Annotated in this window: 17 protein-coding genes and 1 other annotated feature; of the genes, 14 read left to right on the forward strand and 3 right to left on the reverse strand. The window is 53.8% G+C overall.

Going from position 1 to position 15,581, the window contains the following annotated elements; genetic code table 11:
- The first annotated feature begins 140 nt into the window (after positions 1 to 140).
- From KGZ93_07680 to KGZ93_07705, 6 genes are all read left to right on the forward strand, one after another.
- On the forward strand, positions 141 to 566 hold the full coding sequence (locus tag KGZ93_07680; GenBank protein ID MBS3909491.1) for an OsmC family protein: 426 nt from the start codon (positions 141 to 143) through the stop codon (positions 564 to 566).
- A gap of 90 nt (positions 567 to 656) precedes the next feature.
- Positions 657 to 1,001, forward strand: a binding site (T-box leader).
- An 86-nt stretch (positions 1,002 to 1,087) separates the two neighbouring features.
- On the forward strand, positions 1,088 to 2,260 hold the full coding sequence (locus KGZ93_07685; GenBank protein MBS3909492.1) for a homocysteine biosynthesis protein: 1,173 nt from the start codon (positions 1,088 to 1,090) through the stop codon (positions 2,258 to 2,260).
- On the forward strand, positions 2,261 to 2,665 hold the full coding sequence (locus KGZ93_07690; GenBank protein MBS3909493.1) for a 4Fe-4S binding protein: 405 nt from the start codon (positions 2,261 to 2,263) through the stop codon (positions 2,663 to 2,665).
- A 77-nt stretch (positions 2,666 to 2,742) separates the two neighbouring features.
- Positions 2,743 to 3,801 carry a hypothetical protein gene (locus KGZ93_07695; GenBank protein ID MBS3909494.1) on the forward strand — a complete coding sequence of 353 codons (1,059 nt, stop codon included), beginning with the start codon at positions 2,743 to 2,745 and terminating at the stop codon, positions 3,799 to 3,801.
- A gap of 274 nt (positions 3,802 to 4,075) precedes the next feature.
- Positions 4,076 to 4,873, forward strand: coding sequence for a hypothetical protein (locus KGZ93_07700; protein ID MBS3909495.1), 798 nt, complete (start codon positions 4,076 to 4,078; stop codon positions 4,871 to 4,873).
- 158 nt (positions 4,874 to 5,031) lie between these two features.
- Positions 5,032 to 6,360, forward strand: coding sequence for a hypothetical protein (locus KGZ93_07705; protein MBS3909496.1), 1,329 nt, complete (start codon positions 5,032 to 5,034; stop codon positions 6,358 to 6,360).
- Between the two features lie 53 nt (positions 6,361 to 6,413).
- On the opposite strand, the gene KGZ93_07710 is transcribed toward KGZ93_07705, so the two are convergent.
- The gene (locus KGZ93_07710) at positions 6,414 to 7,199 is read right to left on the reverse strand and encodes a hypothetical protein (protein MBS3909497.1); all 786 of its coding nucleotides are present in this window, start codon (positions 7,197 to 7,199) and stop codon (positions 6,414 to 6,416) included.
- Between the two features lie 235 nt (positions 7,200 to 7,434).
- Between KGZ93_07710 and KGZ93_07715 the strand changes: the two genes are divergently transcribed.
- The 3 genes from KGZ93_07715 (at position 7,435) to KGZ93_07725 (ending at position 9,697) form a co-directional block, all read left to right on the forward strand.
- Complete coding sequence (locus tag KGZ93_07715; protein ID MBS3909498.1) at positions 7,435 to 7,884, forward strand: hypothetical protein; 450 nt, start codon at positions 7,435 to 7,437, stop codon at positions 7,882 to 7,884.
- A 96-nt stretch (positions 7,885 to 7,980) separates the two neighbouring features.
- The gene (amrS, locus tag KGZ93_07720; GenBank protein ID MBS3909499.1) at positions 7,981 to 8,877 is read left to right on the forward strand and encodes an AmmeMemoRadiSam system radical SAM enzyme; all 897 of its coding nucleotides are present in this window, start codon (positions 7,981 to 7,983) and stop codon (positions 8,875 to 8,877) included.
- Between the two features lie 109 nt (positions 8,878 to 8,986).
- A complete protein-coding gene (locus KGZ93_07725) occupies positions 8,987 to 9,697 on the forward strand; it encodes a hypothetical protein (GenBank protein MBS3909500.1) in 711 nt (236 codons plus the stop codon).
- 1 nt (position 9,698) lies between these two features.
- Here KGZ93_07725 and KGZ93_07730 read toward each other — a convergent pair whose 3' ends face one another.
- Together KGZ93_07730 and KGZ93_07735 are read right to left on the reverse strand one after the other, a co-directional pair.
- A complete protein-coding gene (locus KGZ93_07730) occupies positions 9,699 to 11,015 on the reverse strand; it encodes a phosphoglycerate mutase (protein ID MBS3909501.1) in 1,317 nt (438 codons plus the stop codon).
- A complete protein-coding gene (locus KGZ93_07735) occupies positions 11,012 to 11,896 on the reverse strand; it encodes a hypothetical protein (GenBank protein MBS3909502.1) in 885 nt (294 codons plus the stop codon). The genes KGZ93_07730 and KGZ93_07735 overlap by 4 nt, the downstream gene beginning before the upstream one ends.
- Before the next feature lie 192 nt (positions 11,897 to 12,088).
- On the opposite strand from KGZ93_07735, the gene KGZ93_07740 reads away from it, so the two are divergent.
- From KGZ93_07740 to KGZ93_07760, 5 genes are all read left to right on the forward strand, one after another.
- Complete coding sequence (locus tag KGZ93_07740; GenBank protein ID MBS3909503.1) at positions 12,089 to 14,029, forward strand: molybdopterin-dependent oxidoreductase; 1,941 nt, start codon at positions 12,089 to 12,091, stop codon at positions 14,027 to 14,029.
- 179 nt (positions 14,030 to 14,208) lie between these two features.
- A complete protein-coding gene (locus tag KGZ93_07745) occupies positions 14,209 to 14,523 on the forward strand; it encodes a hypothetical protein (protein ID MBS3909504.1) in 315 nt (104 codons plus the stop codon).
- A gap of 142 nt (positions 14,524 to 14,665) precedes the next feature.
- Positions 14,666 to 14,905, forward strand: a complete 240-nt coding sequence (locus KGZ93_07750) for a 4Fe-4S binding protein (GenBank protein MBS3909505.1) — start codon at positions 14,666 to 14,668, stop codon at positions 14,903 to 14,905.
- 11 nt (positions 14,906 to 14,916) lie between these two features.
- A complete protein-coding gene (locus KGZ93_07755; GenBank protein ID MBS3909506.1) occupies positions 14,917 to 15,204 on the forward strand; it encodes a hypothetical protein in 288 nt (95 codons plus the stop codon).
- A gap of 114 nt (positions 15,205 to 15,318) precedes the next feature.
- Entirely contained in the window at positions 15,319 to 15,537 is a 219-nt protein-coding gene (locus KGZ93_07760) for a hypothetical protein (protein MBS3909507.1), read from the forward strand.
- The last annotated feature ends 44 nt before the right edge of the window (positions 15,538 to 15,581 follow it).

A 15,581-nucleotide genomic window follows, 5' to 3' on the forward strand; every position in this document is an offset into this window, starting at 1 on the left:
AAGCGAGATTGCGGGTTTACCGGCAGACATATAGGGAGATAAGGAGATAATACCGACAACGGCTACTCTTGTTATCTGACGGACACATCGAAACCTTTATCGATATTTAAATAGGGTTTCAAGAAAGGGATGAGCGACATATGAAAGCGAACGTTAAATGGGTGGACGGGCTGCAATTTGTCGGGATAAACGAGCGCAATTCCGCGGTGGTCATGGACGGTCCGCCCGCGGCCGGCGGGGAGGGTGTCGGGATGAAACCGACCGAGCTGCTACTAATCGCGCTGGCCGGGTGTACCGCGATGGACGTTATCTCCATCATGAGGAAGAAGCGCCAAGAAGTGCGCGAATTCTCCGTTGCTGTAGAAGGGAGCCGGCGCGAGGAGTATCCCCAATCGTTCAACGAGATAAAGTTGGTCTATCGCGTCAAGGGCGACAATATAGACGAGGAGGCGCTAAAGCGCTCAATAGAGCTTTCAGAAGAGAAGTATTGCTCGGTGCGCATGACCATGCTTGCCATACCGCAAGCCGCCAATATCACATATTCTTACGAGATAGAAACTCTATGATAAGTTTGAGAAAATCCTATTAAAAAGATATGAATTTAACTATGTTGACAACCCGCTCAAAGGCGTGCTAGCGTAAGACAAAACATATAGCTATTAGCGACAAAGAGAATGAGTAGACCGACAATTAACGCGAGAAGCGACCTGGGGTTGGTGAAAGCCGGGGCGGTGATGCGGTCGAACATGGTCTCGGAGCTTCCGGAAGAAAGGGCGAGCGCCCAAGTAGAGCCGGACGGGTTTCCGCCCGTTATGCGGATAAGAGTGCGGCAGGCATCGCCGGCGAAACGCCGGCATCTTAAGCACCAGCGCTAATAAGTGTCGGTGCTAAGCGCGTGGAGTATTGCGGCGCGGCGCAGCGCAGTTGAGTAGACGCGCTATCGCAATTAATATGCCTGCTGAATTTGGGTGGTACCACGGGAGTTTCCTCTCGTCCCATACGGGATGAGGGGTATTTTTATTTGCGGGCGGTTTATGCCGGCCGCAACCGACAGGGAGACAGAGTCAAAGGTGAAAAGGAGGTTGATATGGCCGTCACAAAGACTTACGAAGAGATTAATGACAAAATCAGACGGGGCGAAGCGGTAGTCGTAACCGCGGAAGAAATCATCGACATCGTCAAGGAGGACGGTGTGGCGAAAGCCGCACAAAAGGTAGATGTTATAACAACGGGGACTTTTGGGCCCATGTGCTCGTCGGGCGCGTTCATCAATTTCGGCCACTCCGACCCGCCGATAAAGATGGCCAAAGTGTGGCTAAACGATGTGCCGGCTTATGCGGGCCTCGCCGCTGTCGACGCCTACGTCGGCGCGACCGAACTCTCCGAGACACTCGGTATGGCGTATAGCGGCGCGCACGTCATCGAGGATTTGATTGCCGGCAAGAAAGTAAAATTAGTCGCCACCGCATACGGCACCGATTGCTATCCGCGAAAAGAGATAACCACCTATATCAACAAGGATGTGGTAAACGAAGCCTATCTCTTTAACCCGCGAAACGCCTACCAGAACTACGCGGTCGCCGTGAATTCGTCGGCGCGAATTATGTACACGTATATGAGCACCCTTATGCCTCGCCTGGGCAACGCGACCTACTGCAGCGCGAGCCGGCTGAGCCCGCTCATTAACGACCCGTTCTACCGTACCATCGGTATCGGGACGAGGATATTTATAGGCGGCGCGCAGGGCTATGTGGCCTGGCAGGGGACGCAGTTCAACCCGACGCAGGCGCGGACCGAGAACGGTGTGCCGGTAGCGCCGGCGGGGACGCTCGCGCTCATCGGTGATTTGAAGCAGATGGAGACCGAATTTATGCGCGCGGCGGTCTTCCACGGCTACGGCGCCTCGTTGTTTGTGGGCGTGGGCGTGCCGATCCCGGTTCTCGATGAGGATGTAGTCGAAAAAGCGAGCATTGAGGATAAAGATATCTATGCTACGATATTCGACTATAGCGTGCGGCAGCGCTCGCGGCCGAATCTGGGCAAGGTTAGTTACGCCCAGCTTCGAAGCGGGAAAATAGAGATAAACGGCAAGCAGGTTCGGACCGCCCCGATATCCAGCTACAGCAAGGCGAGAAAGATAGCGGCTACGCTCAAGGAGTGGGTCGAAGCGGGTAAGTTCTTCCTTCAGGAGCCGATTCAGAATTTCCCGATGGACAGCACCTTCAAGCCGCTTGAGATCGTGTCAGAGGAGGAGATTTAAATGGCGAAGAAAAAAATCGTCCTTCACTTCCCGGAAGAGAGCATAGGGAAGCCAATCACATATCACCTGGTGAAAGATTACGGTCTCATCCCGAATATCCTGCGCGCGAAGATAGATGAGAACGAAGGAACCCTTGTCATGGACTTGGAGGGCCCGAAGGAGAAGATAGGCGAAGCTATCGAGTTTCTCAAAGAGCAGCACGTCACCGTCGAGGAGGCCATCAAAGACATCGTCGTCGACCGGGTCATCTGCGTCGACTGCGGCTCGTGTGTCGGTGTCTGTCGCCCCGGGGCGCTCTCGATCAACGTCGATGACTGGACGCTCCTCTTCGACCAGGAAGAGTGCAATTTCTGTCAGCTTTGCATCGACACCTGCCCGGTAAGGGCCATCAAGTTGATGTTCTAACATAAAATGCTATCATGTATACAGGCTTCATCGACTATGATGGAGCCTGTATCGTGTAAGCATTAAAGGAGACGACCGTGTCAATTGAAGCCGGATGTATGGCGACGGCGATAGGAAGCGTACCCCACACCGACCCGGAGGCCGCGTGCCGGCTGGTCCTCGACAACCTGCGCGAGATACCGATGTGGCCGCAACTGCCGAACATCAGTTACCGGGAGAGCATTTACGCGCAGTACGGAGAGGGGATGCCGGGTCTTGTAGTAGACGAGGCCGAGCGGAGGTGCTATTTCGACCAGACGCGCGACATAGCCGGCGAGTTCGAAACGCTCTATGAGAGTTACCTCAACGACGACGCCGACGCGCTCGCGATAAGCGGCGAGTACGCCCGAGGGCTCCACCGGTTTCTCGATATTCTGAAGGATGAGGAGTATCCCGGGATAAGGATGCTCAAGGGACACATCGTCGGGCCGCTCACGCTCGGTTTTACCGTGGCCGACCTCGACAAGAAACCCGGGTTCTACGATGATATTCTTCGCGAGGGTATTCTTAAAACGCTCGCGCTGAAAGGCAAATACCAGGTCGAGAAATTTAGGGAAGTCCGCCCCGAACTTCCGGCGCTCATCTTCATCGATGACCCGTATCTTATGCAGATAGGCTCCGCGTACGTCAGCCTCAACAGAGACGACGTCATACGGTACTTAGACGAGATAATCAACACCATCGACGCGTTCACCGGCATCCACTGCTGCGGCAACACCGACTGGGGCTTGCTGACCGAGACCGCCGTCGACGTCATAAGCTTCGACGCTTACGATTATAGCGAAACCGTGGCGCTCTATCCCGCCGAACTGAAGGCGTTTTTGGAGCGCGGGGGCGCGCTGGCCTGGGGTATAGTCCCATCCGGCCTGCCCGACCCCGAGCAGGTAGCCGGCGAGACCGCCGAAAGCCTCGTCGAGCGGCTTGAAGCCGGCATGAAGCTTCTCGTCGATAAAGGCATCGACAAAGACCTTATCGTCGAGCGCGCGCTCATAACGCCGAATTGCGGTACCGGAACCATGAGGCGGGATTTAGCCGAGCGGACGTTTACGCTCACACGCGAAGTCTCCGAGGTTATGCGCGGGCGCTATTTCGGCTAACCGGCAAGATTCGCCTCGCGGTCGACCACGCCCTTATCCTCTCTTGGCCAAGACGAGTTTAACCCCGCAGTTATGACAGGCGACCGAGCGCCGGCTGTTTGAAGGTGCGCGCCGGGCGTGGTATGCTGCATCTATTGACCGCGAGTGTCGGGTGGTAAGCATAATGGTGATGCGCCGCGAGAACTCGCTACGATTTGGTAGTATGCCGTGAAGCTCATGATGTTTACGGCGCTACCGATACTAGCAGTGAACATGGAAGTTTGAAGGGATATGGATGGACTGGGATAAAGACCTCGCCGAGGCCGCGAATGGTGAAAACGCTTTGTCGAGAACGAACAAGGCCATATACAGGCAATTCGTCGATTGCCGGGTGCCGGCGATGATAGCCGCCAAGCCCGCGTATAATCTGGCGCAGATGTATCTCCAGGCGCTCGATTTTAATACCAAGCTCGTCGAGCTTTTCAAAGTCGAGACCACGACTGATTTCGCTGAAAAGATATTGGAGCTGCGCGAGTCGGTTAAGACGCTGCGCTACTTTTCGGAGCGCTTCGCCCGCGGCTATTACACGCTAATGGACAGGTTGAATGCGATGACCGATAAGTGGTATGACGACGAGGGTCGCAAGGATGCTGAAGCGACGGATGACTTGGATGAGATACTCGAAAGTTTGCAGAGCCCCGATTTAGAGAATGGGCTGGACGATGAGTTAAAAGCGCACACGCGCCGCCAAAGCGGACAACTAATGCGCAAACTTATAGCCAAAGGGTGCCCCGAGGATGTGTCGAACTATTTTGTCGACAACCTCTTCGAACTGAGGGTGGAGACGACCAACCTTATCGCACATATAGACAGGATGATAAGCCTCGACGACGAATTCGAAGACCTGGTCCTCGACGTCGAGGAAATTCTGGTCGAGATATCAATCCCCTGGATAGGCTTTAGTCCGGGCGAGACCGCGCACGCGCTCTGGCATATCGGAGATCATGATGAAGACAACTTCTTCTTCATGGGCTTTCTAGGCTGGTCCTTGGCGGTTCTCGAGAACTTACAGGACAACATAGAGAACCTTTAGCGTTCTATTCTGAACGCAATTAAAAGCCTCCAACGGATAATCTCGCAAATCATCGCTTGTTAGCCGGAAATCTTATAAAATGGACTAAGATATGGAGTCGGCAGGCCAAAATGTTTGGCCGATAGGATCAAGCGGGCCATATCGGCAAGGTGGACTGGATGAACAATAAAAGGTTCGTTTTTAGCTTACTCGTTACCGCGCTCTTCGTTCTCTTCATACCCGCAATCGCGCAAGCAAACAGCATGTATCTAGGTTCTTCGGGGCTTCCCCTAAAGGCGAAAGAGAGCGCTTCGATAACCCTGGAACGCCAGGTCATGCAGGTATGGCTGCGCTATGGTTATGCGGAGGTTGAAAACGTATATCAATTCCATAATTCCGGCGAAGCTCAGACGTTTTTTATCGGCTTGCCGGAGGAGATAAACACCAAAGACCAGTTAAAGTACGGGGTTTATAATTTTAGCGCTTATGTAGACGGAGAGCCGGTCGATGTCAAGACATCTAAGACCAATGATGAGCAGCTAGGTTTTATGAACGGCACTATAAACTGGCATAAACACGAAATGTTTTTAGCGGAGGGTCAGCGCCGAATCGTCGTACACCGCTATTGGCTGCGGATATCACCGTCAAAGAACAAGTTGCTAATTAATTTGGCGCCGGCGGCGAGTTGGAAAGGCACGGTCGGCCATGCGGATTACATCCTACACCTGGCCGGAGGCGTGACCGAACAGAATGTGGTATATCCGAAGGGCTTCGGGGAGGTTACCGGCAAGTATGCGATACAGCCGGTCGGTTTTGAGCCGAGTCAAAATCAAATGCGATGGACCCTCGATAACTTTGAGCCCAGCGGGGAGATTAGCGTCGAGCTTTTCGGCAAGAAAAGCAGGCAGCTGTCGCGGTTGAGGGTATCCCTAGTCTACACTGACGGCAATACTATCTTTGAGGGAACCAACCTCTTCGACGAGGATTTCTCGACTGCCTGGGCCTATGGGGGTCCCGGTAAGGGCGAATGGTTTATAGCGTACTTCGAGAAAAAGAAATGGATAAGGGAAGTTCGCATAATCCCGGGGTATGGTCAACTGGAGAGCATGTACAAGTATTTCAACCGCCCGCGTCATGTTACCGTTTATTTCAGCGACGGCACGAAACAGCAGTTCGAACTTAAAGACCGCCTGGAGATGCAGTTTCTCAAAGTCAAGCCGACACAGACGCAGTATGTAAAAATCGATGTAGACAGCGTTTACAAGGGAATCTATCCGGATGTCACATATATAAGCGAAATCGAATTCAGCGATATCGCCTCCACCACGAGGATTGAGCCGGACGAGTGGAAGATAGGCTTAAAGCAGGCCAGGGAGGTCGAGGGAAGCTCGAGCTACTCCACCTTTGATTTGATTACCATCGCCGCCGCCGCCGCCGTCTTCATACTTATCGGCTGGCAGTTATTTGTGCTCATGAGAAATAGGAGAAAGAAGGAAACGTTAGAATAGTTGCCCGATTCGCCGGGTGCCGGTGAGGGCTAAGGAATCCAACGTGTCCGTTGCTACCGGGTGTTTTCAATTTCGACGTCGGTGCTCTTGCTGACATAGACCGGCTGTTTGATTACCGGCTCGAATTTTCCTATGGAGTAAGAAGCGCTGGTGATGTCCATGATAGTGGTTATGGGCGCTCCGACCAGTTTTCGCGACTCGCTCAAGATGCTCGTCCGCGAGACCCGCTGTTTTTCGGCCAGCCTGTCCAGGTCGCCTCTGAGGATATCGATCTCTTTTGCATCGGCGTCGTTTTTGCGTTCCAGTTCGTGGAGTTTTCGCGTCTTGACGATTTGGTCGATGACCAGCTTGTCTATTTGGCGCTCACGCCGCTCTATCTCATCGAACTCCTCTTCGAGAACGATGCGCCATTCCTCGATGCAGACGCTTATATCGTTGTATATCTCGACGACTTGGGTGCGGATGTTTTGGACAAACTCGTGCGCAAGCGCCCGGTCCAAGTCTTTATCGGTGTTGCTGTTGAGGATGGTCGCGGCTTTCATATCGATGTTGTCGAGGGTGCGGTTGGCGGTCTTGAGGAGTTCGAAGGTTTTTCTGATGGAGTTTCTGGCGAGGTCTTTCTCTTTCTTTATCGTCTTTCGCTTTGAATAGCCATAAGTGAACGCCCATATCGCAATGGTTGCCGCGACCAATAAAAGGATTTCGATTGCTAACGATGAAGTTTTCGCGCCGCCTGAAAATTCGGCGGCCAAGCGCACGCCGATGATGGTTCCGAGGAGAATATAGAGTATAGATAATACAAGTTGCCAAGCTTCAACCTTACTAGAACCTTTGGCCAAAGTAAGGACCCCCCAATAGGTGCCGCAATGATTGCCGGAAAAAGCTATTTTGCCAATATTATAGAACATGCTTAGTTAATAGTTAACCGCTTCCAGATAAATTATAAAGATTGTTAAAAGAAAACCGTATAAGAGGCTGGTGTTGCAATTCTTTTGTGGGTTACCGGGGTTTTAGCCTATAAAACATCAAGACTTTGGGAATATCTAAGAAGAATACACGGAGGTGGTGATTGTTTTGTCTGAGTTTGAGCACATGGTCGCAAATGTCGTAGGCCAAATCGGTAAGATGAACACGGAGACCATATTTGGCGAATCCCGCCAAGCCGGCGACAAAGTAATAATTCCGGTTGGTAAGATATCATACGGATGGGGCGGCGGCGGCGGGAAAGGCGAGATGAAGGCGGAAGAGAAACAAGAGGGCGAAGGAAGCGGCTTAGGAATGGGCGCGCACATAAAGCCCGTAGGATTTATTACCGTCACGCCCGAGAGCGTCTACTATGAGCCGATTACCGATACCGGGCCGCTCGTGGTGATCTTCGGTCTCTTTCTGGGCTGCTTGTTCTTGTCCTATTTCAAGCTGATGGGTAAGGCTATGCTGATGCATAAGGGTCCCCATGCTTGTAAATGCGGGGGTAGGCGCGGTCTGTGGCATATGCACCACCAGCCAAAAGAAGGCGGTAAGTAGGGTTCCCGGTGTCGCATGGTTAGACGGACACACTTATTCGGCGATCTTTTTTGCTAAGCCCATGACCCCAGATGCGGGCTGGGGTAGAATACTATTATGAAAGAAGCGCGCTTCTACGAAAAACGCGACGACGATGTGGTCGGATGCAGGCTCTGTCCGCAGCTATGTCTAATCGAGCCCGACGATACCGGCTTTTGTTTCATACGCAAGAACATAGGCGGGGTACTCTATGCCATGGGGTACGGCCGCGTCAGCTCGACCCATCTCGACCCCATCGAAAAGAAGCCCCTTTACCACTTTCATCCGGGCTCTACCATCTTTTCAATCGGCGGCATCGGCTGCAACTTGCGCTGCCCATGGTGCCAGAATTGGAGTATCGCTCAACCGCGCGACAGCGCCCCGGGCCTTGCGGTCGAGGACGCGCTGGAGCGACTGACTGAAGAGATGACCCCCGAGCGGGTAGTCGAGATAGCAAAGCAATACGCCCCCGGCGGATGCATTGGGGTGGCCTATACCTATAACGAGCCTTTTATCTGGTACGAATATGTCAAAGATATCGCGGCTCTGGTCAAAGAGGCCGGCCTCTACAACGTTCTGGTGACCAACGGCTATGTGCTGGAAGAGCCCCTGCGGGAGCTGCTCCCCCTCGTCGACGCCATGAATATCGACATAAAAGGCTTCAACGAAGATTTCTACCGTCTGCTGGGAGGCCATTTCAGGCCCCCGTTGAAAACCGCCGAGACCGTGAAGAGAGCCGGGTGCCGCATCGAAATCACCAACCTGCTCATCCCCGGACTTAACGACGCGAAAGAGGATATCGAAAAGCTGGTGGATTGGGTTGCGAATAAGCTCGGCAAAGACACCCCGCTTCATTTTAGCCGGTATTTCCCCTCGTATAAGATGACGGCCGGCCCTACCCCAATCGAGACATTGCGCACGGCAGAGGCAATCGCCAAGCGGAAGCTCGACTTCGTCCACCTCGGCAACGTCTAACGCTCAACGCCTTACTTTTGACCGGCGCGATTTATTCCGGCAGCTGAGTTTGGTATAATTAACCAGTATAGGCAGGTAATAAGGCCCGGCGATTTGAATCGCGGTAATTATGCAGAAATACAAAATAGACCTTCATAATCACAGCCCCATAATAACGAGCGACTATCGGGGTCACGCCGACACAAGCGCCGCCGATATCGTACGGGCGGCTCAGCTTGCGGGCCTCGATGTGCTCGGCATAAGCGACCACTTTGCGGTGGAGTTTTTCAGAGCTGCCTATGACGCCGCCGAAGAGTTGTCTACGGGGGGCGCGCAAAAGCTGATGGTCGTCGCCGGCAGTGAACTTAAAATCACCTGGAGCAGCGAAGAGGTTCATCTGATAACGCTTTTGCCACCCGATACGGCTGAAGCCGGGTTCGAGGAGTTGATGGGCTTCTTAGACTTTCCGAAGGCCGAGCGCATCATTGAGCTGTTGCCGAGAGTTCTTATCGAATTTGACCCTGCGCGCGTCGCGGAAAAGGTCGCTTTGCTGGGAGGGATGACCTTTATCGCCCACATCGACCGTTTTTTCGGGGATTATTCCCTGATGAACCGCCCCATCGTCGAGTACCTCGTCCAAGACGCCCCGTTGTCGGCGATCGAGGTTGTTGACAAGAAGAGCCGCGAGATTTTGCGTGCGCGCACCAACGGCGTTCGCTATATCCAGTCATCGGATTCTCACAGCGTCAACGAGATAGGGAGGCGTTACTCGGAGCTTGCCATGGAGGACTTAAGCTTTGAGAGTCTAAAACAAGCTCTCCTGATGAAGGATTCTTCGTAGCTCAACTCTCTTCTTCCACCTCAAACGCATTAAGCTCTTTTGGCCAGTAGATACCGTTGAACGGCTGCAGCTTCGCGCTCATGTATTTAATGCGGTCAAGCTGGTTGAGGACGATCGGCATCATCTCTTTCCCTTCGATTCTGCCGAGACTTCCGTAAACGCATGACTTTTCGTTAAAAACCCTCACGTCGTCCGCGTAGGTATACCTGCCGAGCATAAGGAGCGGAACCGGCTCGCCGGAGTGGAGCAGCCGCGTGCCGCTCGGGGTGCCGTGGTCGCCGGTGATTATGATAAGATTATCGTCGCTGATGAGAGAGTTCTCGAAGAGATAGCCGAGCCCCTCGTCGAGACTGCTTATGACATCGCGTTTGAGTGCGGGGTCTTTCTTGTGGGCCGCCTCATCGGGGCCTTTGGTATGGACATGGATGAACTCATAACCGTCATCGAGAGCTTTTTCGGCTAACTTGAGCCGGTTTACCAGGTCATCGCACCAGTCGGGGAGGTATTTAGTCCCAATCCAGTCCATCCCTATCTCGGCCGCGAGCCCTTTATACATAAGCCCGGTCGAGACGCTCGCCCCTTTTAAACCGTTTTGTTCTTCGAACGGGCGCAAGAAGCGTTTTCTTCCGCACCACTTTATCAGGAGGAAGTTTACCGGCGGCAAGCCGTTCGCCGCGCGCTCTTTGTTGATGCGGTGCTCCGAGAGACGCCGGTAGGCCATGTTTAAATACGAGTTGAGGCAAGCAGCGGTCTTCGCCGCGCTCGAAGGTTCGCGCGCGTCTTCGAGCGGCTCTACCTTGATGACCGGCAAATCTTCGATATACGGGTCGGCGTCGGTGACATCCTCGCTCGCCCCGCCGCGCAAGAAAAGAATGCCCTCCTGGCGCGTGTTGAAGATGAATTCACACGAAACACCGTCTTTCTCAAAGTGCGCTATCTCTTTGGACAGCTCGGCGCAGGCGTCATCATCGGCGCCCATAAAGCGCCGCATTACCCGCAGGCCGCCCTCTCGTTGTTCAACCGATGAAAAGAGACCGCGGTAGACTACCTCGTCACCGGTTAAAACATGTCCCTCGGCGGTTGCCTCGAAGACGGCGCGCCCGGGGTAATCTTCCTGCGGGTAACCGAAGATAACGAAGTGCGCGATCTCGCTCGCGGGTGCGTGGCCCCGTCCGAGCGATTGTAGAAGCCCCGTCTGCCCCATAGCGGCCAGCTTGTCGAGGTTGGGCGTATGCGCGGCTTCCAATGGTGTTCTTCCATCGAGCTGGGGCCAAGGCCGGTCGGCCAGCCCATCGAGGATAATCAGAATCGCTTTCATGCTCGTGAACCGGCGACAATTTTCAAAATATCCTTAACTATCCGAGAGTAATCGACAGTGGCGTTCGTACGCCACGTATCGATTACGGCTTTGCCGGACGGTATCAAGAATTCGTCGAGATATCGTCGGTGGGCTCCTTCGTCATAAGCGACATCCGTATCGAGGCCGGCATAATTGCCGCTTAAGACGCATTCGAGCTGACGCTGGCCTTGCTCCCAGCCGGGGCCGACCAGGCGCCTTATCTCAGCGTTGTCTTCCATATGGCGGACAGGGAGGAGCAGCTCGATGCCGGCATAGGCGAGCACCTCGACCGAGGCGTCGATACCGAGCGGCGTTTGACTAAGCTTAATGACTCCCTGGTGCGTCTCGCGCTCTCCTGAAATAATAGGCGCGTTGTCTAGCGCTTTGGCCAGGGGCACGCGACACAGGTGCATATAGAGGTGGCATGCCAAGCATGGTGAGTAGACGCCGAATTCTTGGGCTATGACTGTCGCATACTTGCCGCTGAGCGCCGCCCAAAGTTCGGGATTGCCTAAAAAGACCGGCTCGAACACGGCGCATCGTTGCCCAAGCGCTTTCTTTAGGAATTCGATGTTTCGCAAGGGTGTGCCCCAATCGCCATACTCCGTGCCGGTGTAGACGACGGTAGGCAATACCGCATCTATGTCGTGTGCCTCGCACGCCTTGATAATAGCGGCGACACTGTCTCTGCCCGCTATCTCGCCGACGGCTAGACCTTCGCTATCTCTCATAACAGCAAATCGCTCAGACGAGATGATATATTCGGGGCGCTCTATATTGCCGCTCTTCGCGGCGAGGTATTCAAAATTAATGGTTGCCCCTCCTAAAATCGCCCAGGAAAGTTGTGCTATCATCGACATATCTATTGTATCCGCAAACAACCACGTTAATCAAATAGTCAATAGGAAATAATGTAAGCGCTAGCGGCGGCTAAGAAGCGTTACCCTTATCGTTTAGAAATATTCGGTACGAAACTCTATAACTTAGCGGCGAGGGGCGGCACGTGCCCAAGGGGTAGTCATTCTCGAGATTCTAAATTTTAAGGAGTCTGAATGTCTGATAGTAAAACAGTGTTGACGACATGCACGAGGGATTGCCCTGATACTTGCGGGGTGAGCGCTCGCGTAGTCGGTGGAAGGCTCGTAGCCCTAAACGGCGTTCGAGGACATGAGATAACGCGCGGTTTCTTGTGTCGCAAGGCGGTCGACTATATGCGCCGCGTTTACAGCGGCGAGCGTCTTTTGAAACCCGTTCGCAAAGTCGACGGCCAATGGCGGGAGATGAGCTGGGATGAGGCGTTCACCCTGGTGGCCGCCGTGATTAAGAATACGATTGACAAGTACGGATGTCTAGCTATCCTTCACTATCAGAGCGCGGGCTCGACAGGCGCTCTGAAAATGCTCAACAAACGGTTTTTCAACCTCCTCGGTGGGGTGACCGAAGCCGCGGGGAGCTTATGTGGAGGCGCGGCAATCGCCGGTCAGACATTAGATTTTGGTAAGCGGGAGAGTCATGACCCTAACGACCTTCTAAATTCAAGGTTGATCTTATTGTGGGGGAGGAACCCCGCTGATACCAATCCTCATCTTATTCCGATTCTAAAGTCGGCAAAGTCGCAGGGGGCAAAGGTCATCCTAATCGACCCCTTAGTAACCGACACGAAGCGCTTTTGCGATATGCAAGTGCGCCCGCGCCCCGGTATGGATGGTTATCTGGCGCTTGCGATTGCGAAAGCTATCATTCAATCCGGCAATGCCGACGAGGGTTTTCTGCAAGAGCACACCGACAACACCGAGGCGTTTCTGGAGATGCTCAAGAGCCGGGATATGGCCGAGTTATCCGCGATGTCGGGGGTGCCGGTCGATGAAATCGAGCAGCTGGCGCGGTTGTATGCCGGTCATAAGCCGGCGGCAATTGTTTGCGGCTGGGGATTACAGCGTTATCAGTGGGGCGCCGAGACTTTTCGTTTGATCGATGCGCTCGGAGCGGTCACCGGCAACTTAGGCGTCGCCGGCGGCGGGGTAAGCCATGGCCGTGATAACGACGGTCTCTTCAACCAAGCGGTAAAAGGCAAGAGGTTCGCCCGGCACTCGCGAACCATCCCCAAGCCGCTTTTGGCCGCGGCGCTGCGCGAGGCGCAGGACCCGCCGATAAAGATGGCGTTTATCAACGGGGCAAACCCGCTCAACCAGTCGCCGGACGCGCCGGCGGTTGCCGGGGCGTTCAAGGATTTGGACTATGTCGTCGTGGTGGAGCAGTTTATGACCGACACGGCGGAAGCCGCCGACATCGTGTTGCCCGCGACGACCTTTCTCGAAGAGACCGACGTGGTCGCGAGCTTCTGGCACGGCTTTATCGGGTCGGTCAACCCGGCTATCGCGCCGGTCGGTGAGGCGAAGTCGGATTTTGAGATATTTCAGGAACTGGCGAATCGTTTGGGTGTCGGGCGCGAGATGGCGGGGAGCGCCGACGAGTGGCTGGAGCGGATTCTCGAGCCGCTCAAAAGGGAAGGCATCACGCCGGCGTCGCTCCGCGAAGGCCCCCAAAGAATTCCGAACCTGCCGGCGGTACCTTATGAGGGGGGCGTCTTCCCGACGGAATCGGGGCGTCTTAACCTTATTACGAGTTTCTCGCGACCGCGACTGGGCTCCGACGAGTACCCGCTTATCCTGTTGACGCCCCATTCGCGGCGCTGGGTGCACTCACAGGTGTTGCCCCAAGACCATGACGCGCCGCTGGAAGCGAAGGTCAACCCTGAGACCGCCGGCGCAAACGGCGTCGAAGACGGGGGAGCGGCGACAGTCGTATCCGAAGCGGGAAGCCTCGCGGTAGTCGTGCGGCACGACGAGGGCGTACCTGTCGGGGTCGTCAGTATCGAGCAAGGCCGCTGGATGAAATACCACCAATCCGTAAACCGGCTTACCTCACCGATCATGAGTTTCGAGGGCGAGAATGCCTGCTACTACCAGACTACTGTGAAGCTTGTGAGGTAGCAGGCTTGTGAAGTAGCAGTGAGGGAGAGGGATGTTTATCGATCCGGCGGTAATAGGTAACATTCGTAAGTTTGCAGGCGTATCCGGATTATTATAGAAAACGTTGTATATAAAAGGATGTTACACAAAGTATCATCTAATGGATAGAATGTTTACGGGTTAATTATTTAGAGGTTGCAATGGAACTGCCGAAATGGCTTGAGTTTACATTGTTTATAAGCGCTTGGTTGATTGCTCTCATCCGCCTCCGCTACGCCGTCAAGGCTTACCTTTCGCGGGGGAGCATTTTTGGTGTCGGCAGAAGGTATTCGCGGGTGGGTTTTATCGCCAATACCGGCTATGCGATAACGGCGGCCCTGTTGGGCGTGTATTTCCTGCTCGCTTATGTCGACCACAATGCGGCGACTCTGTTTTTCGGGCTTGGGGCGGGGCTTCTCGTCATCGTTGCGATACTCGAATTGACCTTCAGGAGCCGTGACCTGAAGAGCGGTTAGTCTGTTGCCCACACCGGGTACCCCATCACTCCAATCGCATAAGTATATAATATCACGCTAATATTGAGGGAATACTTGACAATAACACCTTAATTCGATACCCTAGGGGGTATAAAATAAACAATTGTTCTTGGGGGTATATATGGCGAAGAAGAAATCAGTCAAGGCGGAAATCGACCAATCCAGGTGTGACCGCTCGCCGGGCTGTCCGGCGCGGAGGGCGTGTCCGACAAATGCGATAGTCAGCGACACCCAGAGTGAAACAGTATTTTCGTATTTTGGATTTGGAACGAAGCCCAACTACTCTATCGAAGAGGATTTATGCGCGGGCTGTGGAGTTTGTACGGCACGGTGCCCGATGGGCGCCATAACGATGCGATAGGAGGAGCCGCCATGAGCGCAACCGAAAAAACCGATGCGATGATGGATGACCAGTATGCGACGAAGGTGAAGCAGTATAGGGAAAAAATCAAAGCTATGGGCAAAGAGGAACTCCAAGATGAACTCGAGATTCTCAACGAGAACCTCGAAGACATAGAGACTGAAAAACGCCTTATTCTCGGCCAGACCGGTGTTCATATCAACGCCGTGGCCATTGACGAGTATCGAAATTCGTTCAACCGGGAGATCAAGGCGACTCAAGAGATGATAAATATAGCCAAAGAAGCCCTAGGGGCTTAGGAGGACAGTATGGAAACGGCAACAAAGCCTATAAGAATAGATATATTTAACGACGGCAACTCATGCGGTTTTGGCTGAGGCTCGCACGGCCTATCTCAGGCTGAGATAAACTGGATGATAGTCGACCCGCTCAAGGCCAATTACGGGGACGCGGTTGCGATTAACTATTTCGACATAAACGAAGAGAGTTTGCCTCCCGACATCAAGAGGCTTATAGAAGAGCATAATCTGCCCGTTCCGTTGACCTTTATCAACGGCGAGAGCGTAAGCGCGGGGTATATCTCATATTATGATTTGACCCGAAGGATAGATAGTCTGTTCAAAACCGAATAGCGCCGCAACCGAATAGCGTGAAAATCAAATAGCGCCGCAACCGG

The organism is Actinomycetota bacterium (genome assembly GCA_018333515.1).
Classification (GTDB): Bacteria; Actinomycetota; Aquicultoria; order Aquicultorales; family Aquicultoraceae; genus Aquicultor.